The 19,026-nt window shown below is 68.6% G+C and carries 21 protein-coding genes; 7 read left to right on the top strand and 14 right to left on the bottom strand.

Going from position 1 to position 19,026, the window contains the following annotated elements:
• From DRB06_RS16085 to DRB06_RS06605, 3 genes are all read left to right on the top strand, one after another.
• Positions 1 to 246, top strand: a 246-nt coding sequence (locus DRB06_RS16085) for a hypothetical protein (RefSeq protein WP_220092988.1), incomplete at its 5' end; no start/stop codon positions are given.
• A gap of 29 nt (positions 247 to 275) precedes the next feature.
• A complete protein-coding gene (locus tag DRB06_RS06610) occupies positions 276 to 1,115 on the top strand; it encodes a shikimate dehydrogenase (RefSeq protein WP_111819457.1) in 840 nt (279 codons plus the stop codon).
• Between the two features lie 45 nt (positions 1,116 to 1,160).
• Positions 1,161 to 1,949, top strand: a complete 789-nt coding sequence (locus DRB06_RS06605) for an SDR family NAD(P)-dependent oxidoreductase (protein ID WP_108966692.1) — start codon at positions 1,161 to 1,163, stop codon at positions 1,947 to 1,949.
• Between the two features lie 83 nt (positions 1,950 to 2,032).
• Here the strand turns inward: DRB06_RS06605 and DRB06_RS06600 are convergent, their stop codons facing one another.
• The 12 genes from DRB06_RS06600 to DRB06_RS06545 all read right to left on the bottom strand — a co-directional run bounded on the left by DRB06_RS06600 (position 2,033) and on the right by DRB06_RS06545 (position 12,158).
• Positions 2,033 to 2,845, bottom strand: coding sequence for a sugar phosphate isomerase/epimerase (locus DRB06_RS06600; protein ID WP_108966694.1), 813 nt, complete (start codon positions 2,843 to 2,845; stop codon positions 2,033 to 2,035).
• Positions 2,846 to 2,944: 99 nt separating this feature from the next.
• Entirely contained in the window at positions 2,945 to 3,928 is a 984-nt protein-coding gene (locus DRB06_RS06595) for a Gfo/Idh/MocA family protein (protein WP_111819456.1), read from the bottom strand.
• Positions 3,925 to 4,812, bottom strand: coding sequence for a sugar phosphate isomerase/epimerase (locus DRB06_RS06590; protein ID WP_108966698.1), 888 nt, complete (start codon positions 4,810 to 4,812; stop codon positions 3,925 to 3,927). The genes DRB06_RS06595 and DRB06_RS06590 overlap by 4 nt, the downstream gene beginning before the upstream one ends.
• Before the next feature lie 3 nt (positions 4,813 to 4,815).
• On the bottom strand, positions 4,816 to 5,352 hold the full coding sequence (locus DRB06_RS06585) for a VOC family protein (protein WP_108966700.1): 537 nt from the start codon (positions 5,350 to 5,352) through the stop codon (positions 4,816 to 4,818).
• Positions 5,349 to 6,284: a LacI family DNA-binding transcriptional regulator gene (locus tag DRB06_RS06580; RefSeq protein ID WP_244542518.1), complete on the bottom strand. Its 936-nt coding sequence runs from the start codon at positions 6,282 to 6,284 to the stop codon at positions 5,349 to 5,351. The genes DRB06_RS06585 and DRB06_RS06580 overlap by 4 nt, the downstream gene beginning before the upstream one ends.
• 37 nt (positions 6,285 to 6,321) lie before the next feature.
• Positions 6,322 to 7,320 (bottom strand): Gfo/Idh/MocA family protein, encoded by a 999-nt coding sequence (locus DRB06_RS06575; protein WP_108966704.1) that lies wholly within the window; start codon positions 7,318 to 7,320, stop codon positions 6,322 to 6,324.
• A gap of 378 nt (positions 7,321 to 7,698) precedes the next feature.
• On the bottom strand, positions 7,699 to 8,046 hold the full coding sequence (locus tag DRB06_RS16940; protein WP_395994431.1) for a DUF86 domain-containing protein: 348 nt from the start codon (positions 8,044 to 8,046) through the stop codon (positions 7,699 to 7,701).
• Positions 8,047 to 8,065: 19 nt separating this feature from the next.
• Complete coding sequence (locus DRB06_RS06565) at positions 8,066 to 8,371, bottom strand: nucleotidyltransferase family protein (RefSeq protein WP_073327077.1); 306 nt, start codon at positions 8,369 to 8,371, stop codon at positions 8,066 to 8,068.
• Between the two features lie 32 nt (positions 8,372 to 8,403).
• Positions 8,404 to 9,057 carry a DapH/DapD/GlmU-related protein gene (locus DRB06_RS06560; protein ID WP_234416125.1) on the bottom strand — a complete coding sequence of 218 codons (654 nt, stop codon included), beginning with the start codon at positions 9,055 to 9,057 and terminating at the stop codon, positions 8,404 to 8,406.
• A gap of 4 nt (positions 9,058 to 9,061) precedes the next feature.
• Positions 9,062 to 10,081, bottom strand: coding sequence for a zinc-binding dehydrogenase (locus DRB06_RS06555; protein ID WP_108969607.1), 1,020 nt, complete (start codon positions 10,079 to 10,081; stop codon positions 9,062 to 9,064).
• Positions 10,082 to 10,241: 160 nt separating this feature from the next.
• Positions 10,242 to 11,054: an ABC transporter ATP-binding protein gene (locus DRB06_RS06550; RefSeq protein WP_111819479.1), complete on the bottom strand. Its 813-nt coding sequence runs from the start codon at positions 11,052 to 11,054 to the stop codon at positions 10,242 to 10,244.
• 39 nt (positions 11,055 to 11,093) lie between these two features.
• A complete protein-coding gene (locus DRB06_RS06545; RefSeq protein WP_111819455.1) occupies positions 11,094 to 12,158 on the bottom strand; it encodes an iron-siderophore ABC transporter substrate-binding protein in 1,065 nt (354 codons plus the stop codon).
• A 24-nt stretch (positions 12,159 to 12,182) separates the two neighbouring features.
• On the opposite strand from DRB06_RS06545, the gene DRB06_RS06540 reads away from it, so the two are divergent.
• From DRB06_RS06540 to DRB06_RS06525, 4 genes are all read left to right on the top strand, one after another.
• Positions 12,183 to 13,199: an iron ABC transporter permease gene (locus tag DRB06_RS06540; protein WP_111819454.1), complete on the top strand. Its 1,017-nt coding sequence runs from the start codon at positions 12,183 to 12,185 to the stop codon at positions 13,197 to 13,199.
• Positions 13,196 to 14,359 carry an iron chelate uptake ABC transporter family permease subunit gene (locus tag DRB06_RS06535; RefSeq protein ID WP_083565249.1) on the top strand — a complete coding sequence of 388 codons (1,164 nt, stop codon included), beginning with the start codon at positions 13,196 to 13,198 and terminating at the stop codon, positions 14,357 to 14,359. The genes DRB06_RS06540 and DRB06_RS06535 overlap by 4 nt, the downstream gene beginning before the upstream one ends.
• Before the next feature lie 133 nt (positions 14,360 to 14,492).
• Positions 14,493 to 15,812 carry a hypothetical protein gene (locus DRB06_RS06530; protein WP_146750824.1) on the top strand — a complete coding sequence of 440 codons (1,320 nt, stop codon included), beginning with the start codon at positions 14,493 to 14,495 and terminating at the stop codon, positions 15,810 to 15,812.
• A complete protein-coding gene (locus DRB06_RS06525) occupies positions 15,809 to 17,320 on the top strand; it encodes a multicopper oxidase domain-containing protein (protein WP_258522170.1) in 1,512 nt (503 codons plus the stop codon). The genes DRB06_RS06530 and DRB06_RS06525 overlap by 4 nt, the downstream gene beginning before the upstream one ends.
• An 8-nt stretch (positions 17,321 to 17,328) precedes the next feature.
• On the opposite strand, the gene DRB06_RS06520 is transcribed toward DRB06_RS06525, so the two are convergent.
• Positions 17,329 to 18,192, bottom strand: coding sequence for a metalloregulator ArsR/SmtB family transcription factor (locus DRB06_RS06520; RefSeq protein WP_111819452.1), 864 nt, complete (start codon positions 18,190 to 18,192; stop codon positions 17,329 to 17,331).
• 83 nt (positions 18,193 to 18,275) lie between these two features.
• Positions 18,276 to 18,953, bottom strand: a complete 678-nt coding sequence (locus DRB06_RS06515) for a GNAT family N-acetyltransferase (protein ID WP_234416130.1) — start codon at positions 18,951 to 18,953, stop codon at positions 18,276 to 18,278.
• Positions 18,954 to 19,026: the final 73 nt, after the last annotated feature.

The raw sequence follows: 19,026 nt of genomic DNA, 5'->3' as shown, positions 1-19,026 counted from the left end.
CGCTTCGGCTGGCCAGCCGAGGCCCACATCAAAGTCATCCAGATCCACGTTGCGCCCGAACTGCTTAAAGCCCGCCTGCGCGCGCGCGGACTGGCCCGCGATGCCGCGAAACTCGCCGATTGGGACTCCTACTGGGCACAGCACGGCAACGTCACCTGCGCCTGGAGAGGCGTCGAACTGCGACAAATCCACAAGGACACCGACGAGGACGACGAACTCACCGACGACTCCAACCTCCTCATCTGATCCGCCCGTTCAACCTCAAGGAAGAGACCATGACACTCAGCGGAAACACCACGATCATCGCCCACCTGGGCTACCCCACACGCACCTTCAAATCGTCCCTGATCTGCAACCCCTGGTTCGACGCTCACGGCCATGACGTTTGCGTTGTGCCAATGGGCATCAAACCGGATGACTACCCCGCGTTCTTCCGCGCAGTCATGCGGCTGACGAATCTGCGCGGAGCTCTGGTCACCATGCCCCACAAGATCTCCACGATGGAACTCGTCGACGAGGTGACCGCCACCGCCGCCATCGCTGGCGCAACGAACGCCGTCCTCCTGCGCGACGATGGCACCACCATCGCCGACCAGTTCGACGGCGCGGGCTTCGTCCGCGGCATGCGCGGCAAGGGTATAAATCCTGAAGGCAAACGCGCACTCGTCGTCGGCAGCGGCGGCGTCGGCTCGGCGATTGCGGCCTCGTTGGCCGGAGCCGGTATCAGCGCGATCGCCCTGTCGGATCCGAACAACGCGGCCTCCGAGGCCCTTGGCGAGCGCATCCACAGTTACTACCCGAATGTGGAGCTGCGGATCGGATCGAACGATCCCGAGGGATACGACGTCGTCATCAACGCGACTCCCCTCGGCATGAAGCCCACCGACCCGATGTCGGTCGATGTCGATCGAATCGCGCCCGGGTCCTTCGTCGGCGACGTAGTGCTGAGCACCGACGACACCCCCTTCCTCCGGGCTGCATCCGCGCGCGGCTGCACAGTCCAGGGCGGATCGACGATGCTGCTCGAGTTGATCCCGGCCTACCTCGAATTCTTCGGCTACCCCGGCGCGACCGCCGAGGAGCTGCGCGCCTCGGCGCATCACCTCTTCGCCTGACCCAGCAATGGTGGAAGTAAATCAAGGAAACGAAAGGAACGCACCATGAGAGCACTAGTCACCGGAGGCAGCAGCGGCATCGGAGCCGCCGCGTGCCTGCGTATCGCCGAGGCCGCCCTCGCTCGCGGAGAACAGGCCTGCGTGGCGGTATGCGGGCGAGAGAGGAATGACACCCAGGACCAGATCGCCCAGAAGATCACCGAGATGGGCGGCGAAGCCCTGATCCTGGTCGGAGACCTGCGTGACCCGGACACCGCGCAGAAACTCGTCGATGAGACCGTCAAGGCGTTCGGCGGCATCGATGCCCTAGTCGCCAACGCCGGGATCGCCTGCCCCGGGCAGATCTGCGATCTGAGCCTTGAGGACTGGGACGAGATGCTTGAGACGAACCTGCGCGGGGCGTGGCTCCTGGCCAAGGCGGCCTACCCGCACCTCAAGACGAGCCGGGGCGCCGCCTGCTTCACATCGTCGATGTCGGCGCAGCAGCCCCATGCGGGCTCCGGGGCCTACAGCCCGGCTAAGGCCGGATTGACGATGATGGCCCAGACGCTGGCCCTGGAGTGGGCACCCGACGGGATTCGATCGAACGTCGTCTCCCCGGGTATGACGCGCACCGGCATGACCGAGGCGATGTACACCGATCCCGAGATCAAGCGCAAGCGCGAGCAGATCATCCCCCTGGGGAGGATCGGCACCCCGATGGACGTCGCCAACGTCATCGAGTTCCTCATCAGCCCGCTGGCCGGCTATGTGACGGGGCAGGACGTCTGCGTCGACGGAGGCTTCTCGAAATCTATCCTCTCGACTATCCCCGGGCGGCCGAGCTCGCGGTGATCGCACGGGCAAGACGTTGAGGGTGGGTACCTCCTACGAGGAGGTACCCACCCTCAAACTTTGAGACACGTGTTCGGTCCTCGTCAGGCTAGGTCCCTCCACCCGAAGTCGGCGAGATCTTTCATCGCCTGTCTGAACTCGCTCAGAGGATCCTCCTCACGAATGATCTCCAGGACGACGTTCTCGATACCGCAAGTCTGCGCAACCGCGGTACCTAGCCCGTGCCAGTCGATGACACCGGTGCCGATCGGGTCGTGTCCCCACTCGTCGAGGCCCGTATCGGAGATGTGGATCAGACCGATCGCGTCATGGTGCTCATTTAGTCCTGCGACAGGGTCCTCTTCGATGAACGCGGCATTGGCGACGTCATAGACGATCCTTAACGCATCATCGTCAAAGTCCTCGACGACGCGGGCCATCTCTTCCAGAGTCGGGGTGAAGCAGTAAGGGGTGTTCTCCATGAGGAGCCTGACGCCCGCATCCCTTGCGACGGGGATCAGCACCCGGAGGCTCTCGTACAGCCAGTCGTACACACTGCTCAGAGGTGGAGAGATCATCGGGCGCCGGGTGCCCGGCGAGATGACGACCTCCCGCGCGTCGATCTGCGTCGCCAATTCGATGACGGTCGTGATGTGGTCGATGCTCTTGCGCCTCATGCTCGCAGCCGGACTGGCCAGATTCAGGTCGTATCCGCCCGCATTGAGTGACCTGACCGACGCCTCGTTCTCAGCCAGGCAGTCGATCAGGGCGGCGCGCGCCTCGGTCGGCATCTCGAGGGGCCAGCAGTACGGGGAGCTGATCGGGAACTCGAACTCCCGGTATCCCTCTGGGATCAATGCCCGGATCGAATCGAGGGCACTTCCCTTCCACAGATATGAAAAGGTGTTGATAATCATGGAACTCCTTCTTCGCTCCTGCTGCGTTACAGGGCGCATACACCATCGCCGCCCAGCCAGATTTCCGGGGACGGGGCCGCCCGGCCAATTCTTGGCCGGTCACTTCTTGGCGTGGCTGGACCAGACACGACCGGGCTGCTCGTCGGTCGGCAGTCCGCTGACTTCGAGGATGCGTTCGAGCAGCTGCTGGGTTTTCACCGCCTCTACCCCCGAGACCAGCGGGACACCACGGTCCCGGACGCGGTCGAGGAAGTGGTGGACGGCGCCGGCGAATCCCATGGTCTCGGTGGCCGTGGCCCAGCCGAAGTTCTCAGGCGTCATCTCACGCAGCGAGGTGCCCTCCGGACGGGTGATCGTCACCGAGTCGGGGGCGACCACAGATGCGGACGTCATCTGCCCGTAGGCGTCCAGCCTCTCATTCCAGCCACCCGCGTTGCGCGCTCCGACGACGACGCCGGTATGCCCGTTGTCGAAATGGATCAGCGCCGAGATCCCATCCTCCTGCCACTTGTCCTCTCCGGCCGCATAGGCGGTGACCTCGACGGGCTCACCGCCGCAGAACCAGCGGACGAGGTCAACCATGTGAATGGCGTTCTCGAAAGTGGCACGGTATTCGGATCCCGCGCGGTTCTTCTGAGCGACGCAGAAGCTCGCGCCGGTCTCACCGAAGGAATCGTGCGCAGCGGCATATACCGGGGCGAAGCGGCGGTTGAAGCCGACCTGGAGGATACGGCCGTTCTTCTCGGCGGTCTCGGCGAGCATCTGCGCGCCGGCGGCGGTTGTGGCCAGAGGCTTCTCGCAGAAGACGTCGACGCCCGCTTCCAGCGCGGTCTTGGTCATGGCGAGGTGTTCGGAGCGGGGGGTCAGGATGAAGACCGCGTCGAGTTCCTGGGCGTCGAGCGCTGCCTCAAGTGTCGGGTAGGCGTTCTGGAAGCCCCAGCGGCGCTTCACCGGTTCGGGGTCGGGGAGAATGCTGACTAGTGCAGCCATCTCGACGTCGTCGCGAGTGACGAGCGTCGGCAGCTGAGCGATGGTGGCGATATTGCCGTGGCCGACGACGCCGACGCGAAGAGCGTTGCTCATGCGTTTGCCTCCTTGAGAATCTTGTTGAGATTGATAACGGACTGCGCGAAGCCGACGGCGGGTTCGGGCAGGTCTTGGGGGTGCCAGCGGTATTCGTATTCGAGCGATAGAGCGCCGTCGTAGCCGGTCGCGATGAGTGCGCGGAGGATCTCGGGCCAGGGGAGTACTCCTGTACCGACCACGCGCGAGCGCACGGCCCGTTCATTAGCCTCGACGCGTGCGGTTCCCGCGGCGCGGAAAGGGGCATCGGGATCCTTGAAGACGAGGTCCTTAACGTGGACGTGGCCGATGAGATCGCCCTGCACCGCGAAGGCCTCCTGCCAGGTCTCGTCGTGGGTGAAGGTGAGATTCGCCTGGTCGTACAGGACGCGGACACCGGCGTCGTTGACCTCACGTACGAGCTTGGCGGTGTCGGCGGCGGTCTGGGTCATCGTGCCGAAGTGGTTCTCCACGCAGAGTACGGTGCCGGCGGCGCGCGCCTTGGGCCCTAGAACCGCCAGCGCCTCGCGCAGTCGCGCCCAGTGCGCCTCATGGTCGGTGTCCCCAGGATGCCAGGAGCCCGCGTAAACACGGATTGCCGTGGCTGCAAGCGTGTGTGCGGCGTCGATGCAAGCCCGGAACTCGTCGATCCCCGAGTTCCACTCGGCGTCGTCGAGGCTATTGATGGAGGTGGTGTAGGGGGTGAGCCCGATAATCGGCACGCCCTCACCGTCGGCGATGCGGGCGGCCTCGGCGGCGGCGCGCGGATCTGTCGTGGGTATACCGCTGGGGTAGTCGTCCTGGTAGATCACTTCGGCGGCGTCCAGGCCGGCGCCACGAAACAGGCGCAGAGCCCCTGCCAGGTCGTGGTCTGGCGTGCCCATGGTATGGCCGGCGATAATCACGGTTCATTGCTCCTTCGGGGAGGTCCAGTCGGCGGGGCCGACGAAGTGCGGGGGATTGGCGACGCGGGATCGGTCCACGAGTTCCATGAGGAGTCCCCACGGAGTGACCAGGTAAATCCAACGGTTTCCGGCGACCAGGGGACTGTCGGCTCCGACCTCCTTGCGCTCGCCGAGGATGCGCACCCCCTCAATGGTCTTCAGATGAGCCACGGCTGCATCTACGTCATCGACGACGAAGCACAGGTGGTGGCCGCCCCGGTCGCAGTGCCGGGGGTGTTCGGTGCGCTGGCCTTCGGCCTGCCATTCGAAGAGCTCGACATTGAGATTCGGAGGCAGACGGAGCATGGATAGGGTCAGGGACGCATCGTCGGGGACGTCGAAGTTCACGGACATGTAGTCCCCATCCGGGCCGCGCTGCGAGCGGTAGAGCTCCTCGGCGCCGAGCACTTCGACGAAGAAGTCCACGGCTTCATTGAGGTTGGGCACGGTGAAGGCGGCGTGATCCACGTACTGCAGACCGGGCATGAGCCGATCGGTCATGAAATCCTCCTTGTCGATGAGCGGATGAGCAGATCGGGTTCGAGCACCACGTGTTCGACCGGCGCGCCTTCCGCCACTCTCTGGGCGACGGCCAGGGCGGTGGCGCCCATCTCCGTGATGGGCTGGCGCACTGATGTGAGCGGCGGGTTGAACGAGGCACCCAGCGGTAGTCCGTCGAAGCCGGTGACGGAGATGTCCTCGGGAACGCGAATCCCACGCGTGCCGAGCGCGCTGATGAGCCGAAATGCGACGAGGTCGTTGCCCGCGATAAGGGCGGTGGGACGCTCCTGCATCACCAGGATCTGGTCGGCTACGGACTCGCCGAGGTCGGCGCCCGGGGTCGCGGACAGCTCGCAGGGCACCAAGCCGCGTTCCTTGGAGAGGGTGAGATATGCCTGACGCCGATCGGCTGCGGTGCGAGTGCCGGCAAGTCCCGAGACGTATGCGATCGCCGTATGCCCGAGTTCGCAAAGGTGCTCCAACGCCAGGGCGATTCCCCGCGCGTTGTCGAGGCTGACGGTGGAGACCCCGTCCGTGCCCTCGCCCCGGTCGATTATGACGCCGTGGCGTCCGAATCCGGCGATACGAGCGCCGTCGGGGTACTCGTGGGAGTAGGGTGCGATGATCGCGAAGGGGGCGTACATCGATCGCATCGCCTCGAGATAGCGCGTCTCTGCCGTGGGGTCGTTGCCGGTGACGCACAGGACCAATTGGTATCCGCGTTCATCAGCGGCAGCCGTCATGGCTTTGGCCAGCTCCGCGAAGTACGGGTTGGTGATGTCGGGGACGAGGAGGGGCACCAAGGTGCTGGTCTTCGTCCGGAGGGCCTGGGCCAGGGGACTCATCTTGTACCCCAGTTCCTCGGCCACGCGGAGCACATGCTCGCGGGTGGACTGCTTGACGGCTTCCGGACGCGAGAATGTGCGTGACACGGTCGATCGGTGAACTCCGGCTGCTGCTGCGACATCGTCAATGCTCGGGGTGCTGCTTGTCATTGCTGTCTCCTCGTCGGCTGTAGTCATAAGCCAGCCAGATCAGAGACATGGTCTTCTCGAGATCATCAATCGTCGGGAGGCCCTCGAATCCACGATCCAACCGCTCGGCGACATTATCGACGAACACGGGGTACAGCGGATCAGAGTCGACGTCGAACTCCGAGGTCTCGGTTGCCCCGCCTGCCGAGGTGAAGGAGGCGCGTCCATCGGACCAGATGCTCGCCGTTCCGTGCGTGCCGATGCGGACGTAGGAACAGTGCCGCTTGAGCGGAGAGGACGGGAAGGCGTATCCCGTTTCGATCGTCGCGATGCGCCCGTCGCGGGTGCGGATCGTCATCGCGGAGTAGTCCTCGACGCCGGTGCCGTGCAGTGCCGATGACATCGCGGCGACGACTGAGGGGGCCTCGGCCTGCGCGGATTGGAGGAAGAGGTCTACGAAGTGGGGAGCGAGGTTGACCGTGCAGCCGCCACCGGACTGGGCGGCGTCAAGCATCCAGGGGCTGGCTTCCTCATAGCGCGAAGGAGGACCGGCGATGAACTGCACCGACTCGTACACCGAGCGACCGGCCTTTGACAGCCACAGGTCGACGGGACCTCCCCGCTGGACCAAGGGAATTGCGATCGGGACGTCGGCGGCCTTGGCGGCGTGCTTGATGTTGCGTAGTTCATCCCGGGAGACACCTGCGGGTTTTTCGACGACGATCGCGACCCCGCGCTCGATGAGAGCCAAGCAGGCCTGTTTCATCTGCGAGTGTGGAACGAAGACATAGGCGAGATCGATGTCTGTCGACTCATCGATCATCCGGCGCCAGTCGGTGTAGACGGGCGCTCCCCACAGATTCGTCAGGTCTTGGACCAGCCGGGTGTCCGGATCGGACAATCCGATGACGTTGTGCCGGACAGCGATTCTTTCGGCATACAGGGGTACATGCCAATGGGAGGCTCCCAGAACAAGGGTTCGGGCCTTGTCCATATGTCATCACCATGCCTTCGGTTGGTGCCGTGGGGCTCAGCGCATGGACCTGCGAGGGTTACCGGCGGCCGGGCAGGAAAGGTCGTACAGCTCGACCGACACCGCGATCGCTCCTCTTCGAGATCGATTGCTGAGATCGGTTGCATTAAGGATAGTCATGCTCCTCCAACAGTGTCAACACGTTGAAGACCAGCAGTCTCCGCGGGTGTCGTCGCGTCTCTATGCCTCATGCCTCAGCGAGGATCGCTCCGACTCCGGCCCCGGCGCTCACGCCGCGGCGGCGCGCTCAGCACGCTCGAGCAAGAAGGTGTTTGAGCGCTTGGTGTCGGTGGGTTCAGCCCGCCACACTCCCAAATACGAAGAGCCGGCTTAAGCTCGCTAGGTTACTGGCACGCGTACGACAAGGACTGGCTGGCTAACGATGCTCGGCGCTGAGGAGCTTGTCCAGGCGCTGGGCCAAGTCGGGCAGGTCGCGCTGCGCGGTCGTGACGAGCACGTCAATGTCGATCGACAGTATCCGTGGATGATCCGGTTGCGCAGACCGATGGGGCGATGCCAGACAATCTCTGGATGGGCCTCGCGAAAACCCCGGGAGACCTTGTTTGCCGCTTCGCCTAGTACCGTGTAGTTCCACATCAGCGCGTCGGTCCGCAGCGGATCAGCGGTGATCTCCTCGGTGCTGAAGTGTCCGATGACCTGGTGTATCCGTGACACGGCGTCCCGCATCTCGTGAAGGAAGAGATCGTCAGGCCGCGGCATAGAGTGTCTCCGCGTCGGCAAGAACCTGCTCTCGGATGAGTGGGTGTAGGGAGCGGCGGGAGACCAGATCCACCGGCCGTCCGAACAGGGTGGCGAGTTCGTCGGACAGGTCTTCGATCTCCCATCCGAGGCTCCGGCCGGGCTGAAGCTGGTAGAGCAGGTCGACGTCGCTGGAAGAACTGGCCTCTCCACGCGCAACCGACCCGAAAACATCCAGGGTCGCGATGCCGAAGCGCTGACACAATTCGCCAAGACGCTTCAGATCAACGTCGGAAACTTCTGCGATCGTCATACACCCAGTCTACGAAGTACTCCAACAAACCGTCATTGCGTATCCGACTCCGTTTTCACCTCGCGCAGTACCCGGGCGGGCACGCCGCCCACCACAACGCCCGCGGGCACATCCCGGGTGACCACCGCCCCGGCGGCCACGATCGCACCGGCCCCGATACTCACCCCCGGGCAGACGACGGCGCCCGCCCCGATCCACACGTCGTCGCCGATGCTGATGGGGGCGGGCAGCAGCGTGCCGCGCTCGGCCACGGGCTCGGCATGGTTGAGGGTCGCCAGCACCACGCGATGGCCGATCAGCACCCGGTTGCCGATGCTGATGCCGCCCTGGTCCTGGAAGCAGCAGCCGGCGTTGATGAAGACATTGTCTCCGATGTGAATGTTGCGGCCGAAGTCCGTGTGGAACGGGGGCACCAGGCCCAGCGTCCGGTTCACCGGCGTGCCGGTCAGGTGCGCGAAGAGCTCCTGAACCTCGGCGGGGGAGTGGTAGGCCCCGTTGAGCTCGGACGTCACCCGCAGGGCCTCCTGCATCGTCCGGCCGGAAACACCCTTCAGCGGTGAGTCAGACGTGATCGGCAGTCCCGCGGCCGTGTGGGCCACAAGGTCCTGCGGGCCGAGGGCGGCGCCGCCGCCGGGCTGCATGCCCGACGACGGCGCCGCGTCCGGCGGTTGAGCCGCGGATGTCATCGGCTCAGACCTCGAGCAGGACCTTGATCTCGCGGCGCTCGTCCATGGCCTTGTAGCCCTCGGCGGCGTCGTCGAGCGGAATGCGGGTGGTGAAGACCTTGCCGGGGTGGATTTCATCGGCCTGGATGCGCTTGATCAGGTCGGGCAGGAAGCGGCGCACCGGGGCGGGGCCGCCGTGCAGGTGCACCTCGGCGAAGAACAGGCCGGTGCCGTCGATCTGCTGATCGTGGCCCACGCCGACGAAGCCGACGTAACCGCCGGGCCGGCAGGAGGCGATGGCCTGGTCCATGGAGACCTGGTTGCCGACCGCCTCGACCACGCCGTGGGCGCCGTAGCCGCCGGTCAGCTCCTTGACCTTGGCCGCGCCCTCCTCACCGCGCTCGGCGATGACGACGTCGGCGCCGAACTCGCGCGCCAGGGCGGCCCGGTCCTCGTGGCGGGAGAAGGCGATGACCTTCTCGGCGCCGAGCGCCTTGGCGGCCAGCACCGCGGACAGGCCCACGGCGCCGTCACCGACGACGGCGATGGTCTTGCCCGGTCCGGCCTCGGCGGCCACCGCACCGAACCAGCCGGTGCCCAGCACGTCGGAGGCGGCCAGGTAGTCGGCCAGGCGGTCGGGGTCGTCGGGCTCCCCGCCGGGTACGGCCACCAGTGAGCCGTCGGCCAGCTCCACGCGCATGTACTGCGCCTGGGAGCCGGTGTAGGAACCGGCGTTGGCGCAGCGGGACGGGTAGCCGGCCTGGCAGATCTCACAGGTGCCGTCCGAGAGCATGAAGGAGCCGATCACGAAGTCGCCGACCTTGAGGGTCTTCACCTCGTCGCCGGCCTCCACGATGGTGCCGACGTACTCGTGCCCCATGGGGCGGTTCTCCACCGGCTCCAGGCCCCGGTAGGGCCACAGGTCGGAGCCGCAGATGCAGGCGGCGGCCAGCTTGATGACGACGTCGGTGGGCTTGACCACGCGGGGCACCTCCACGTCCTCGACGACGACGTCGCCGGGGGCGCGCATGATGACGGCGCGCATGGTCTCGGGCAGAGTTGTGGCGGTCACGAATACTCCTCGATTCGGGATGATGCGGGCGGACAACCCGCATCGGTTGTTCCTCGCCGACAAGGTTAAAACCGTCCCGGCGTCCGTCGCCAGGTATTGCCAGTGCCTGGCGACACGCCGCCGCGCCTGCCGACTATTGCCTCCTGCGCGGCAGCGGCAGAACCAGCGGGGTGTCCGTGAGCGGGTCCGGGGTCACGTGCACTTCCAGGCCGAACACCTCCTGCACCAGTTGCGGGGTGACCACCTCCCGCGGGGTGCCATTGGCCATAATGCGGCCCGCGCGCATGGCGATGATCCGATCCGCGTAGCGGCACGCCTGGTTCAAATCGTGCAGGACCGCCACGATTGTGGTGCCCAGCTCGGCGTTCAGCTCCCGGCACAGCTCCAGCACGTCCACCTGGTGGGCCAGATCCAGGTAGGTGGTGGGCTCGTCCAGGAGCAGCACGTCGGTGCGCTGGGCCAGCGCCATGGCTATCCACACCCGCTGCCGCTGCCCGCCGGACAGGGAGGCGACTCGCCTGCGGGCCAGGTCGGCCACATGCGTGCGCTCCATCGCCGCCGTCACCGCCTCGTCGTCCTGCTCGGACCACTGGTGCAGCAGCGACTGGTAGGGATAGCGGCCGCGGGCCACCAGCTCGTGCACGGTGATGCCGGTGGGGGCGATCGAGGACTGGGCGAGCATGCCGACCCTGCGGGCGAAGGACTTCGGGCGGATGTCGGCGGCGTCCTTGCCGTCGAGCAGCACCTGCCCGGCGGTGGGGGCGAGCACCCGGCTGAGCGCGCGCAGCAGCGTGGACTTCCCGCAGGCATTCGGCCCCACAATCATGGTCACCGCGCCCGGCTCGACGCGCACGGTCAGTTCGTCGATGACCGGATGCTCGGGGTGGTAGGACAGGCACACGCCCCGGGCCTGGAGCACACTCCGGCCCGGGGCGGTCTGGGCCATGGTCCGCACGGGGTTCGCGCTACTGCTCGTGAGCGGCGCTCATTTCACCGTCTGGGTGACGGTGTCCAGGACGAAGCGGGCCGCCGTTGGGCCGGCGTTGAGGTAGAAGGGGTCGTCCTCCACCTGCACGGCCTGGTCGGCCTGCACCGCCGACAGCGTCGGCCACAGCGACATGCCGGTCAGCTCGGAGGCGTCCCCGCCCTGTACGCCGAACAGGATCCAGTCGGCGTCGGCCTGGTCGAGCTGCTCCTCGGAGATGTCGATGGAGGTGTCGTCTGTGAAGGTCTGGGTGTCCGGGCGGGCCACGCCCATGTCGGCCAGCACCGAGCCGGCGAAGGAGACGGCCCCGAAGATGCGGGTGCGGTCGCCGTTCTTGCGCAGCAGGGACACGGTCACGTCATCGGCGATGCCCTCACCGGAGGAGGCGGCATCGGCGTGGAAGGCCTCCAGCCATGCCTGGGCCGTTTCCGGCCTGCCCAGGGCGTCCGCCAGCAGCAGGAAGTCCTGCTTCCAGTACTGGCCGGTGCCCTGCGTGGCCACGGTCGGGGCGATCTCGCTCAGCGAGCCGTACAGGGACTCGGCGTCCTTGCCCGCGATATTCATCAGGATCAGGTCGGGAGAGAGATTTGCGATCGCCTCCACGCTCGGCTCGGTGCGCGAGCCCACGTCGGTGATCGCCGCCAGCGCGTCGGCGTCGTCGGGGAAGGCGGTAGGCAGGTAGTCGGGGACGGTGCCGGCCCCGTCGCCGGAGGTGGCGCCGACCGGGACGATGCCGAGCGTCAGGGCGGCGTCCAGCTGGCCGGTGGAGATGATCACGACCCGTTCGGGCGCGGCCTCGATGGTGGTGTCCCCCAGGAAGTGGGTGACGGTGCGGGGGAATACGTCGTCGCCCTGACCGGAGCCCATGCCGTCGGGAATCGCGGTGGGCACGGTGGCGTCCGCCGCGGTGGTACTGGCCGCCTCCCCGGCTGCGGTGGAGGCGTCTGCCGACGCCGAGCCGGTCGCGGTGGAGGTCGTGGAGCCGGAGCAGGCGGCGAGGACGGGGACGGTGACGGCGGCGCCGAGCACGCCCAGGGCGGTGCGGCGCGAGAACAGAGAACTCATACGGTGAGGCTATCCTAAAGAACTATGTTCCGTGCAAGTGGCCTCCGTCCCCTCGCCCTGGACGCGGGGGCGCTGTGCGGCGGCATCGGCGTACTCGTCGCACTGTGTCTGCTCAGTCTCGCCGTCGGCTCCCGGCCGCTCGGCCTCGCCGAGGCCTGGGAAGGGCTGCGCGCCCACGACAACACGGTCGCCTCGCTCATCGTGTGGCGGCTGCGCCTGCCCCGCACCGCCCTCGCCGTCGTCACCGGCGCCGCCCTGGCCGTGGCCGGAGTGGTGATGCAGGCCCTGACCCGCAACCCGCTGGCCGAGCCCGGCATCCTCGGCGTCAACGCCGGCGCCTCCCTGGCGGTGGTGTTGTCCGTCTGGCTCGGCGGCATCACCACCGTGTCCGGCTATCTCTGGTTCGCCTTCGCCGGTGCGGCACTGGCCGCCGCCCTGGTTCAGCTCATGGCCCGTCGCAGTGGGGAGGCCGGCCCGGCTCGGCTGGTGCTGGCCGGCATCGCCCTGGGTGCGAGCCTGAACGCCATCACCGGTACCATCACGATGTACGACACCAGCGCCTTCGACTCCTACCGCTTCTGGGTGGTGGGCGCCCTCGAGGGCCGCGACGCGACGCTGCTGGCCTGGGTGGCCCCATTCCTCGCGGTCGGGCTTGCCCTCGCTCTCGCCTCCGGACACACCCTCAATGTGCTGGCCCTGGGCGAGGAACAGGCCGCCGCGCTCGGCGCCCGGCTGGGACGGGCCCGGATGCTCGCCCTGGCCGCCATCACACTGCTGTGCGGGGCCTCGACGGCGGCGGTGGGCCCCATCTCCTTCATCGGGCTGGTGGTGCCCCATGTGTTGCGACTGGTCCTGGGGGCCGATCAGCGGCGGCTGCTGGTGGCCTCCCTGGTGGCCGGGCCGATACTGCTGCTGGCCGCGGACATCGTCGGCCGACTGGTCATCCGCCCCGACGAACTTGAGGCGGGCGTGGTCACCGCCTTCATCGGCGGGCCCGTGCTGCTGGTCATGGTGCTGCGACGTGGGGAGACGGCCGGATGAGGGCGCGGGGCAACGGTGCGGGGGCGTCACGCGGTCAGGCGGCGCGTTCCGCGGGCTTGCGCACCGTCGCGGGGCCCGATGCCGACACACGGGCCGCGCATGCCGTGGGCCCGCCCGCCGGGCGTCTCCTGCTGCGCCCGGGCCCGGGCCGCAGCCTGATGGTGCGCCGTCGCGCCCTGGCGGTGACGACGGCGCTGGTGGCAGTAGCCGCCGCGGTCGGCGCCTACACGCTACTGACCGGCGCATATGAGTTGTCCGCCGCAGACGCCCTGCGCGTACTTGCCGGCGGCGGCAGCGAGCTAGACCGGTTCATCGTGTTGGGGCAGCGGCTGCCCCGCGTGGTCGCCGCCGCCCTGATCGGGGCCATGCTGGCGCTGTCGGGCGCCATCTTTCAGAGCCTGTCCCACAACCCACTGGGCAGCCCCGACATCGTCGGCTTCACCACCGGCGCCACCACGGGCGGCCTGCTGGTCATTCTCGTGTCCGCTACCTCCTCCACCGCCACCACCGCCCTGGGCACCACCGTCGGCGGCTTCGCCACCGCCGCGGTAGTGGTGATGGTGGCCATGCGGCGCGGCGGGGCCGGCGAGAACCTGGTACTGGCGGGCGTCGCCCTGTCCCAGACCCTCTCCGCACTCAACGACTACCTGCTCTCGCGCGCCACCATCCAACAGGCCGAGGTGGCCCGTGCCTGGCAGTACGGGTCCCTGAACGCCATCACCTGGGCGCAGGTGCGGCCGCTGATCGTGGGGGCCGCCCTTCTCATTCCACTTTCCGCCTGGATGGGTCGGCCCGCCGCGGTCCTGGAGCTGGGCGACGACGCCGCCACCTCCCTCGGGCTGGGCGTGGGGCGGCTGCGGGCCGCGATGGTCGGCTACGGGGTGGTGCTCGCAGCCGTGTGCGTGGCCGTGGCCGGCCCCATCGGATTCCTGGCACTGGCAGCACCCCAGTTGGCGCAGCGACTGGCCCGGACGGCGGGGCTGACGCTGTCCGTCTCCGCCGCCATGGGCGCCGCGCTGCTGGTGGTCGCCGACCTGCTGGCGCAGCGGCTGCTGGCACCCTTCCAGATCCCGGTCGGTTTGCTGTCGGCCGCCTGCGGCGGGCTGTACCTCATGTGGCTGTTGGGGCTGCGCGGGGCGACCGACATCGGTGGCAGGTGAGGAGAACCGCGGCGGCATGCGCGTTCGCATCGTGAGGGACGTCGGTCGATACGGAGACTCTTCATGCGCACGTTCATGCGGCGAAGCTGTCCTTGGATTGTTGCGGCCCACCCGATTTATTACGGTAGTCGACGTGAAAAAGAAGCTGGGTGGTACGCCCGACGGCGGCCGCCCCGATGCCGGGCGGACGGGCACAGACGGGCGAGCCCGCACACCCAGGCCTCATCGCCGTCGCCGCACTCAGGTCCGCCGCAATGCGGTGGTGCTGGCCTGGCTGGTGGTCGCGGCTGCGCTCGCGGTCGGCGTCATCGGCGGGCCGCTGGCGGCCTGGGGCACCTGGCTGCCGCTGCACGCCCTGTTGCTCGGCGGCATCGGTTCGGCGATCACCATCTGGTCGGCCCACTTCGCCGATACCCTGCTGCACCGCCCCGCGCTCGGCGGCGCCGGGCTGCTGGACGTGCGCCTGCATGCCCACAGCCTCGGTGCCATCGCGGTGCTGGTCGGCATCACCGCCGGGCGTCCCGCCGTCACCCTGGCCGGGGTGACGGCGGTGCTCGCTTGCGCGCTGTTGGGTGTGGCTGCGATCGGCGTCCAATACCGCCGCGCCCTGGCACCCAGGATGGCGCCCCTGGTCTTTCATTACCTGGCCGCACTGAGCCTGTTGGGAATCGGCGCGGTCCTGGGCTACCTCACCTCCTGGGCCGACCGGCGCGGTACCGCCGCCCTCGCCGACACCTACTACCTCGCCCACACCACCACCATGCTGCTCGGCTTCGTCGGCATCACCGTGCTGGGCACGCTCACCGTGCTGTGGCCGACCATGCTGCGCACCCGCATGGAGCCGACCGCCGCCCGCTGGGCGACCCGGGGACTGCCACTCCTCGTGGCGGGCGTCGCCATAACCGCCTGCGCGGGCCTGTGGCGTATGGCGGCGGGAATCGGCGTGGTCGTGTACCTGATCGGTGCCGCCGCCGTGGTCCTGCCCGCCGCGGTGACGGCCCGGCGCGTGCCGCCCACCTCCTTCGCCACCATGAGTGCGGCGGCGTCGGTGGGCTGGCTGCTGGCCTGCGTGGGCTACATCGGCACCGGTATCGTCCTGGCCGACGACGTCGCCGCCGCCCGCGAGGTCATCCACACCGTCCGGGTGGCCCTGGGCGCCGGATTTGCGCTGCAGATTGTGGCCGCCGCGCTGAGCTACCTCACCCCGGTCATGCTGGGTGGGGGCCCGGCCGCCGCCCGCGCCACCAACGCCATCCTGGACCGGGCCGCCGCCTGGCGGGTGGTGACGGCCAACGGCTGCCTGCTGATCGCCGTCGCCCAGATGCTGCCCGAGGCGGTGCGGCTGGCCGCGGCGGTCGTTGGCGCCGCCGTGGCCGGCTACGTGCCGGTGGGCATCGCCCTGGCGTTGCGGCGGGTGTTGCGCGGCGAGAAGCACGAGGGAGGACGCCCGTGAATGATCGCGCCGAAGACGATGCGGACCGTCCCCAGGCGGCTCCGGCGGCCCGCGGTGGCGTCGGCATCCCACAGGGGCGCGCGGCCGTGACCGCCGGCACCGCTCCCGCCGTCGGCCGTGGCCAACGTCGAGCCGACGCCGCCCCTCAGGCGCGCCTGGATCGCCGCGGCGTGCTCCTGGGCCTGCTCACCACCGGGGCGGCCGTGGCCACCGGCGCCGGCATCGCCGCCTGGCGGGCCACCCGCACCCCGTCAACGGAGGCCGGTCCCGTGGCCGTCACGGGGCGGACCACCACCGTGACCGTCGCGGTCGAGGGGATGCGCTTCGTGCCCGACACCGTGGACGTTCCCGCCGGCAACCGGCTGGTGCTCACCCTGGACAACACCGGTGACCAGGTCCACGACCTCGTGCTCCAGCTTGACGACGGGACCACCGCCTCCACCGGCCGCGTCCCCGCCGGCGAGACCGGCAGCCTCGATGCCGGTGTCGTCTCCGGCCCGCTGGAGGGCTGGTGCTCCATCGCCGGGCACCGCGCCCAGGGCATGGTCTTCCACGTCACCGCTGCCGGGCAGGCCGCCGCTTCGACTACGGCGACTGCGGCCGGGGCGGGCGACGCCGTACTCGATTATGCCGCCGCCCTTCCCGACGATGTGGAGCCCTTCGACGCCGTGCTGGCGCCCGCCGACACCGCCAACACCGTCCACGAGCACACCTTCACCGTCACCGAACAGGCCATGTATGTGGGCGGCGGCGTCACCCAGCGGCGGATGACGTACAACGGGCAGGTGCCCGGCCCGGTGCTGCGCGGTCGGGTCGGCGACACCTTCCGCATCACCCTGGTCAATGAGGGCTCCATGAGCCACTCGATCGACTTCCACGCCGGCGTCATCTCCTCGGACGCGCCCATGCGCTCCATCGACCCCGGCGACTCGCTCGTGTACGAGTTCACCGCCCAGCGCTCCGGCATCTGGCTGTACCACTGCTCCACCGCCCCGATGAGCGTGCACCTGGCCTCCGGCATGCATGGTGCCGTCATCATCGACCCGCCCGGGCTCGCCGCGGCGGACCGGGAGTTCGTCATGATCCAGTCCGAGCTCTACCTCGGATCCGAGGGCGGAGAGACCGACGCGGACAAGGTGGCCGCCAAGACCCCCGACCTGCTGGCTTTCAACGGCATCGCCTTTCAGTACCGCGACCGGCCGCTGACGGCGAAGCCGGGGGAGCGGCTGCGCTTCTGGGTGCTCGACGCCGGGCCCTCCCTGCCGACGTCCTTCCACATCGTTGGGCTGCAGTTCGACCAGGTCTTCCACGAGGGCGCCTGGACGCTGGGCGGGCCCGACGACGTCGGCGCCGGCTGGTCCGGCGGCAGCCAGGCGCTCGGGCTGCAGCCCGCCCAGGGCGGCTTCGTGGAATGCGTGCCGCCGGCCCCGGGCACCTACACGTTCGTCACCCACGCCTTCGCCGACATGGAGAAGGGCGCGATGAGCTACCTGCGGGTCACCGGCTGAACCCTGAACTATCGGCTGGCCACGGTTTCGACAGGCCGGTGTTCGGCTGATGCGGCGGCCTGGGGTACGGGCGGTTCGCCGGTCGGCGTCGTCGTGGCTGCCCGTGCCATCACGTGACAGCCGTCGGCACACAGTGGGATGACCGAGAATGTCGGCGCCCCCGTGCCTGCCTCGACGGCATCCGCGGCGCCGCCGTCCGTGCGGTCGGCGGAGGCGGGGCCGCCCGTGTGCGGGCGGGCGAAGCGCTCGTTGAGGAAGCCCTCGTGCATGCGGCACACCAGCCGGTGCGGCGGCCGGGAGGCGGTCATCAGCGGGCACGCCTTGAGGGTGATCTGCTCGCCGTCGAACTCGGGGGCGAAGCCCATATGCGACAGGTGCGGCAGCATGGCGGTCAGCCGCGTCGTCGACGTGGCAGTCGATGCCGCGGAGGCGGCGACCTGCGCCGTCGGGGCCGCGGGCTCATCGGGGAGCAACTGAGCCCAGCGCCGGCCGATCGCCTCTGCCCGCCGGCGGGCCTGCTCACCGTCGCCGAGCTGCTCGACAATCGCATCCAGCAGGGACAGGTAGGAGCCGACCACCTGCGCCGGATCGGGGCCGGCCGGTGCGTAGCGCAGGGCGGGGCGACCTCGCCGCCCTGTGGGGGCAGCGGACACCGCCACCAGGCCCGCCTCCACCAGGGCGTCCAGGTGCTCGCGCACCGTGTTGTGGTGCAGCTCGAGACTCCGGGCCAGCTGCGCCGCCGTGACCGACCGGCCTGACTCCTCCACCGCTGCCAGTACGCGGCGGCGCGCCGGCGACAACTCGGCGCGTGCCGACAGGTCGGTCCAGGCGGAGCGGGGAAGGAGAGCCCCGGCAGTCGGGGAAGCGGACATGTGTTCAGACTAACGTCCGCCGCCGCAGGGCAGGGAGGAAACAAGGCGCCGAACCGGGCACGTTTTCGCCGCGACTGCGGCCGTTACCGCCGCGGACGCGCAGGGCGGGTCAAGGCCCAGTAAACCGGCAGCGGCGGGGCGTCGAGCGTCGCCGCCAACGAGAATCCCAGGCGTTCGTACAACCGTCGCGATGCCGGCGTGGTCGACTCCAGGTGTGCGGCCACGCCGTCGGCGTCGACGCGCTCCAGGCCGTGGCGCAGCAGCGCCGTGCCCACGCCGGAGCCGCGGGCGCCGGGAGCGACGGCGAGCATGTACAGGTACCAGTACGGCTGCGGCGGCTGGGCCGACTCACACTGGGCCGCATCTAGCAGCACCAGCTCCCAGGCGCCGCCCAGCAGGTCCAGGTCGACCCCGTCGAGTGGCTCGGAGCCGAACGGTCCCGTGGCATGTCGGTCCTGGGCGGGCGCATCCCACAGGGCGACGCCGAGCAGCCGCTCGTTCGGGGTGCCGGCGTCAGCCACCGCCAGGTCGACGTGCGCACCGGCCCGTTGAGAGGCGTCGGGGGAGAGATAGTGAGCGGTCAACTCGCAGCGGTGCAGGTGATCCAGGGCCGCCACCGGCTTCGGGGCCCGCGCGGCGATGGTGCGCATGAGTGGATCTGCGGTGAACACCTCGGTGAGTAGTTTGGCCACTGCATCCAGGTCCGCTGTCCCGCCGGGGCGGATAACAGGGCTGCTGGTGCTGACTGGCATGCGGGCCATGGCTGCTTTCCTCTCCCTGAGACCGGCACGAGTAACACCCAGAGACTAGAGGGGCTCGTTGTGTTTGCGGGTG

Source organism: Actinomyces sp. Z5 (assembly GCF_003287795.1).
GTDB classification, from domain to species: Bacteria; Actinomycetota; Actinomycetes; order Actinomycetales; family Actinomycetaceae; genus Actinomyces; species Actinomyces glycerinitolerans.
Note: the sequence above shows the minus strand (reverse complement) of the source record. Positions and strands in the feature narration are given on the sequence as shown.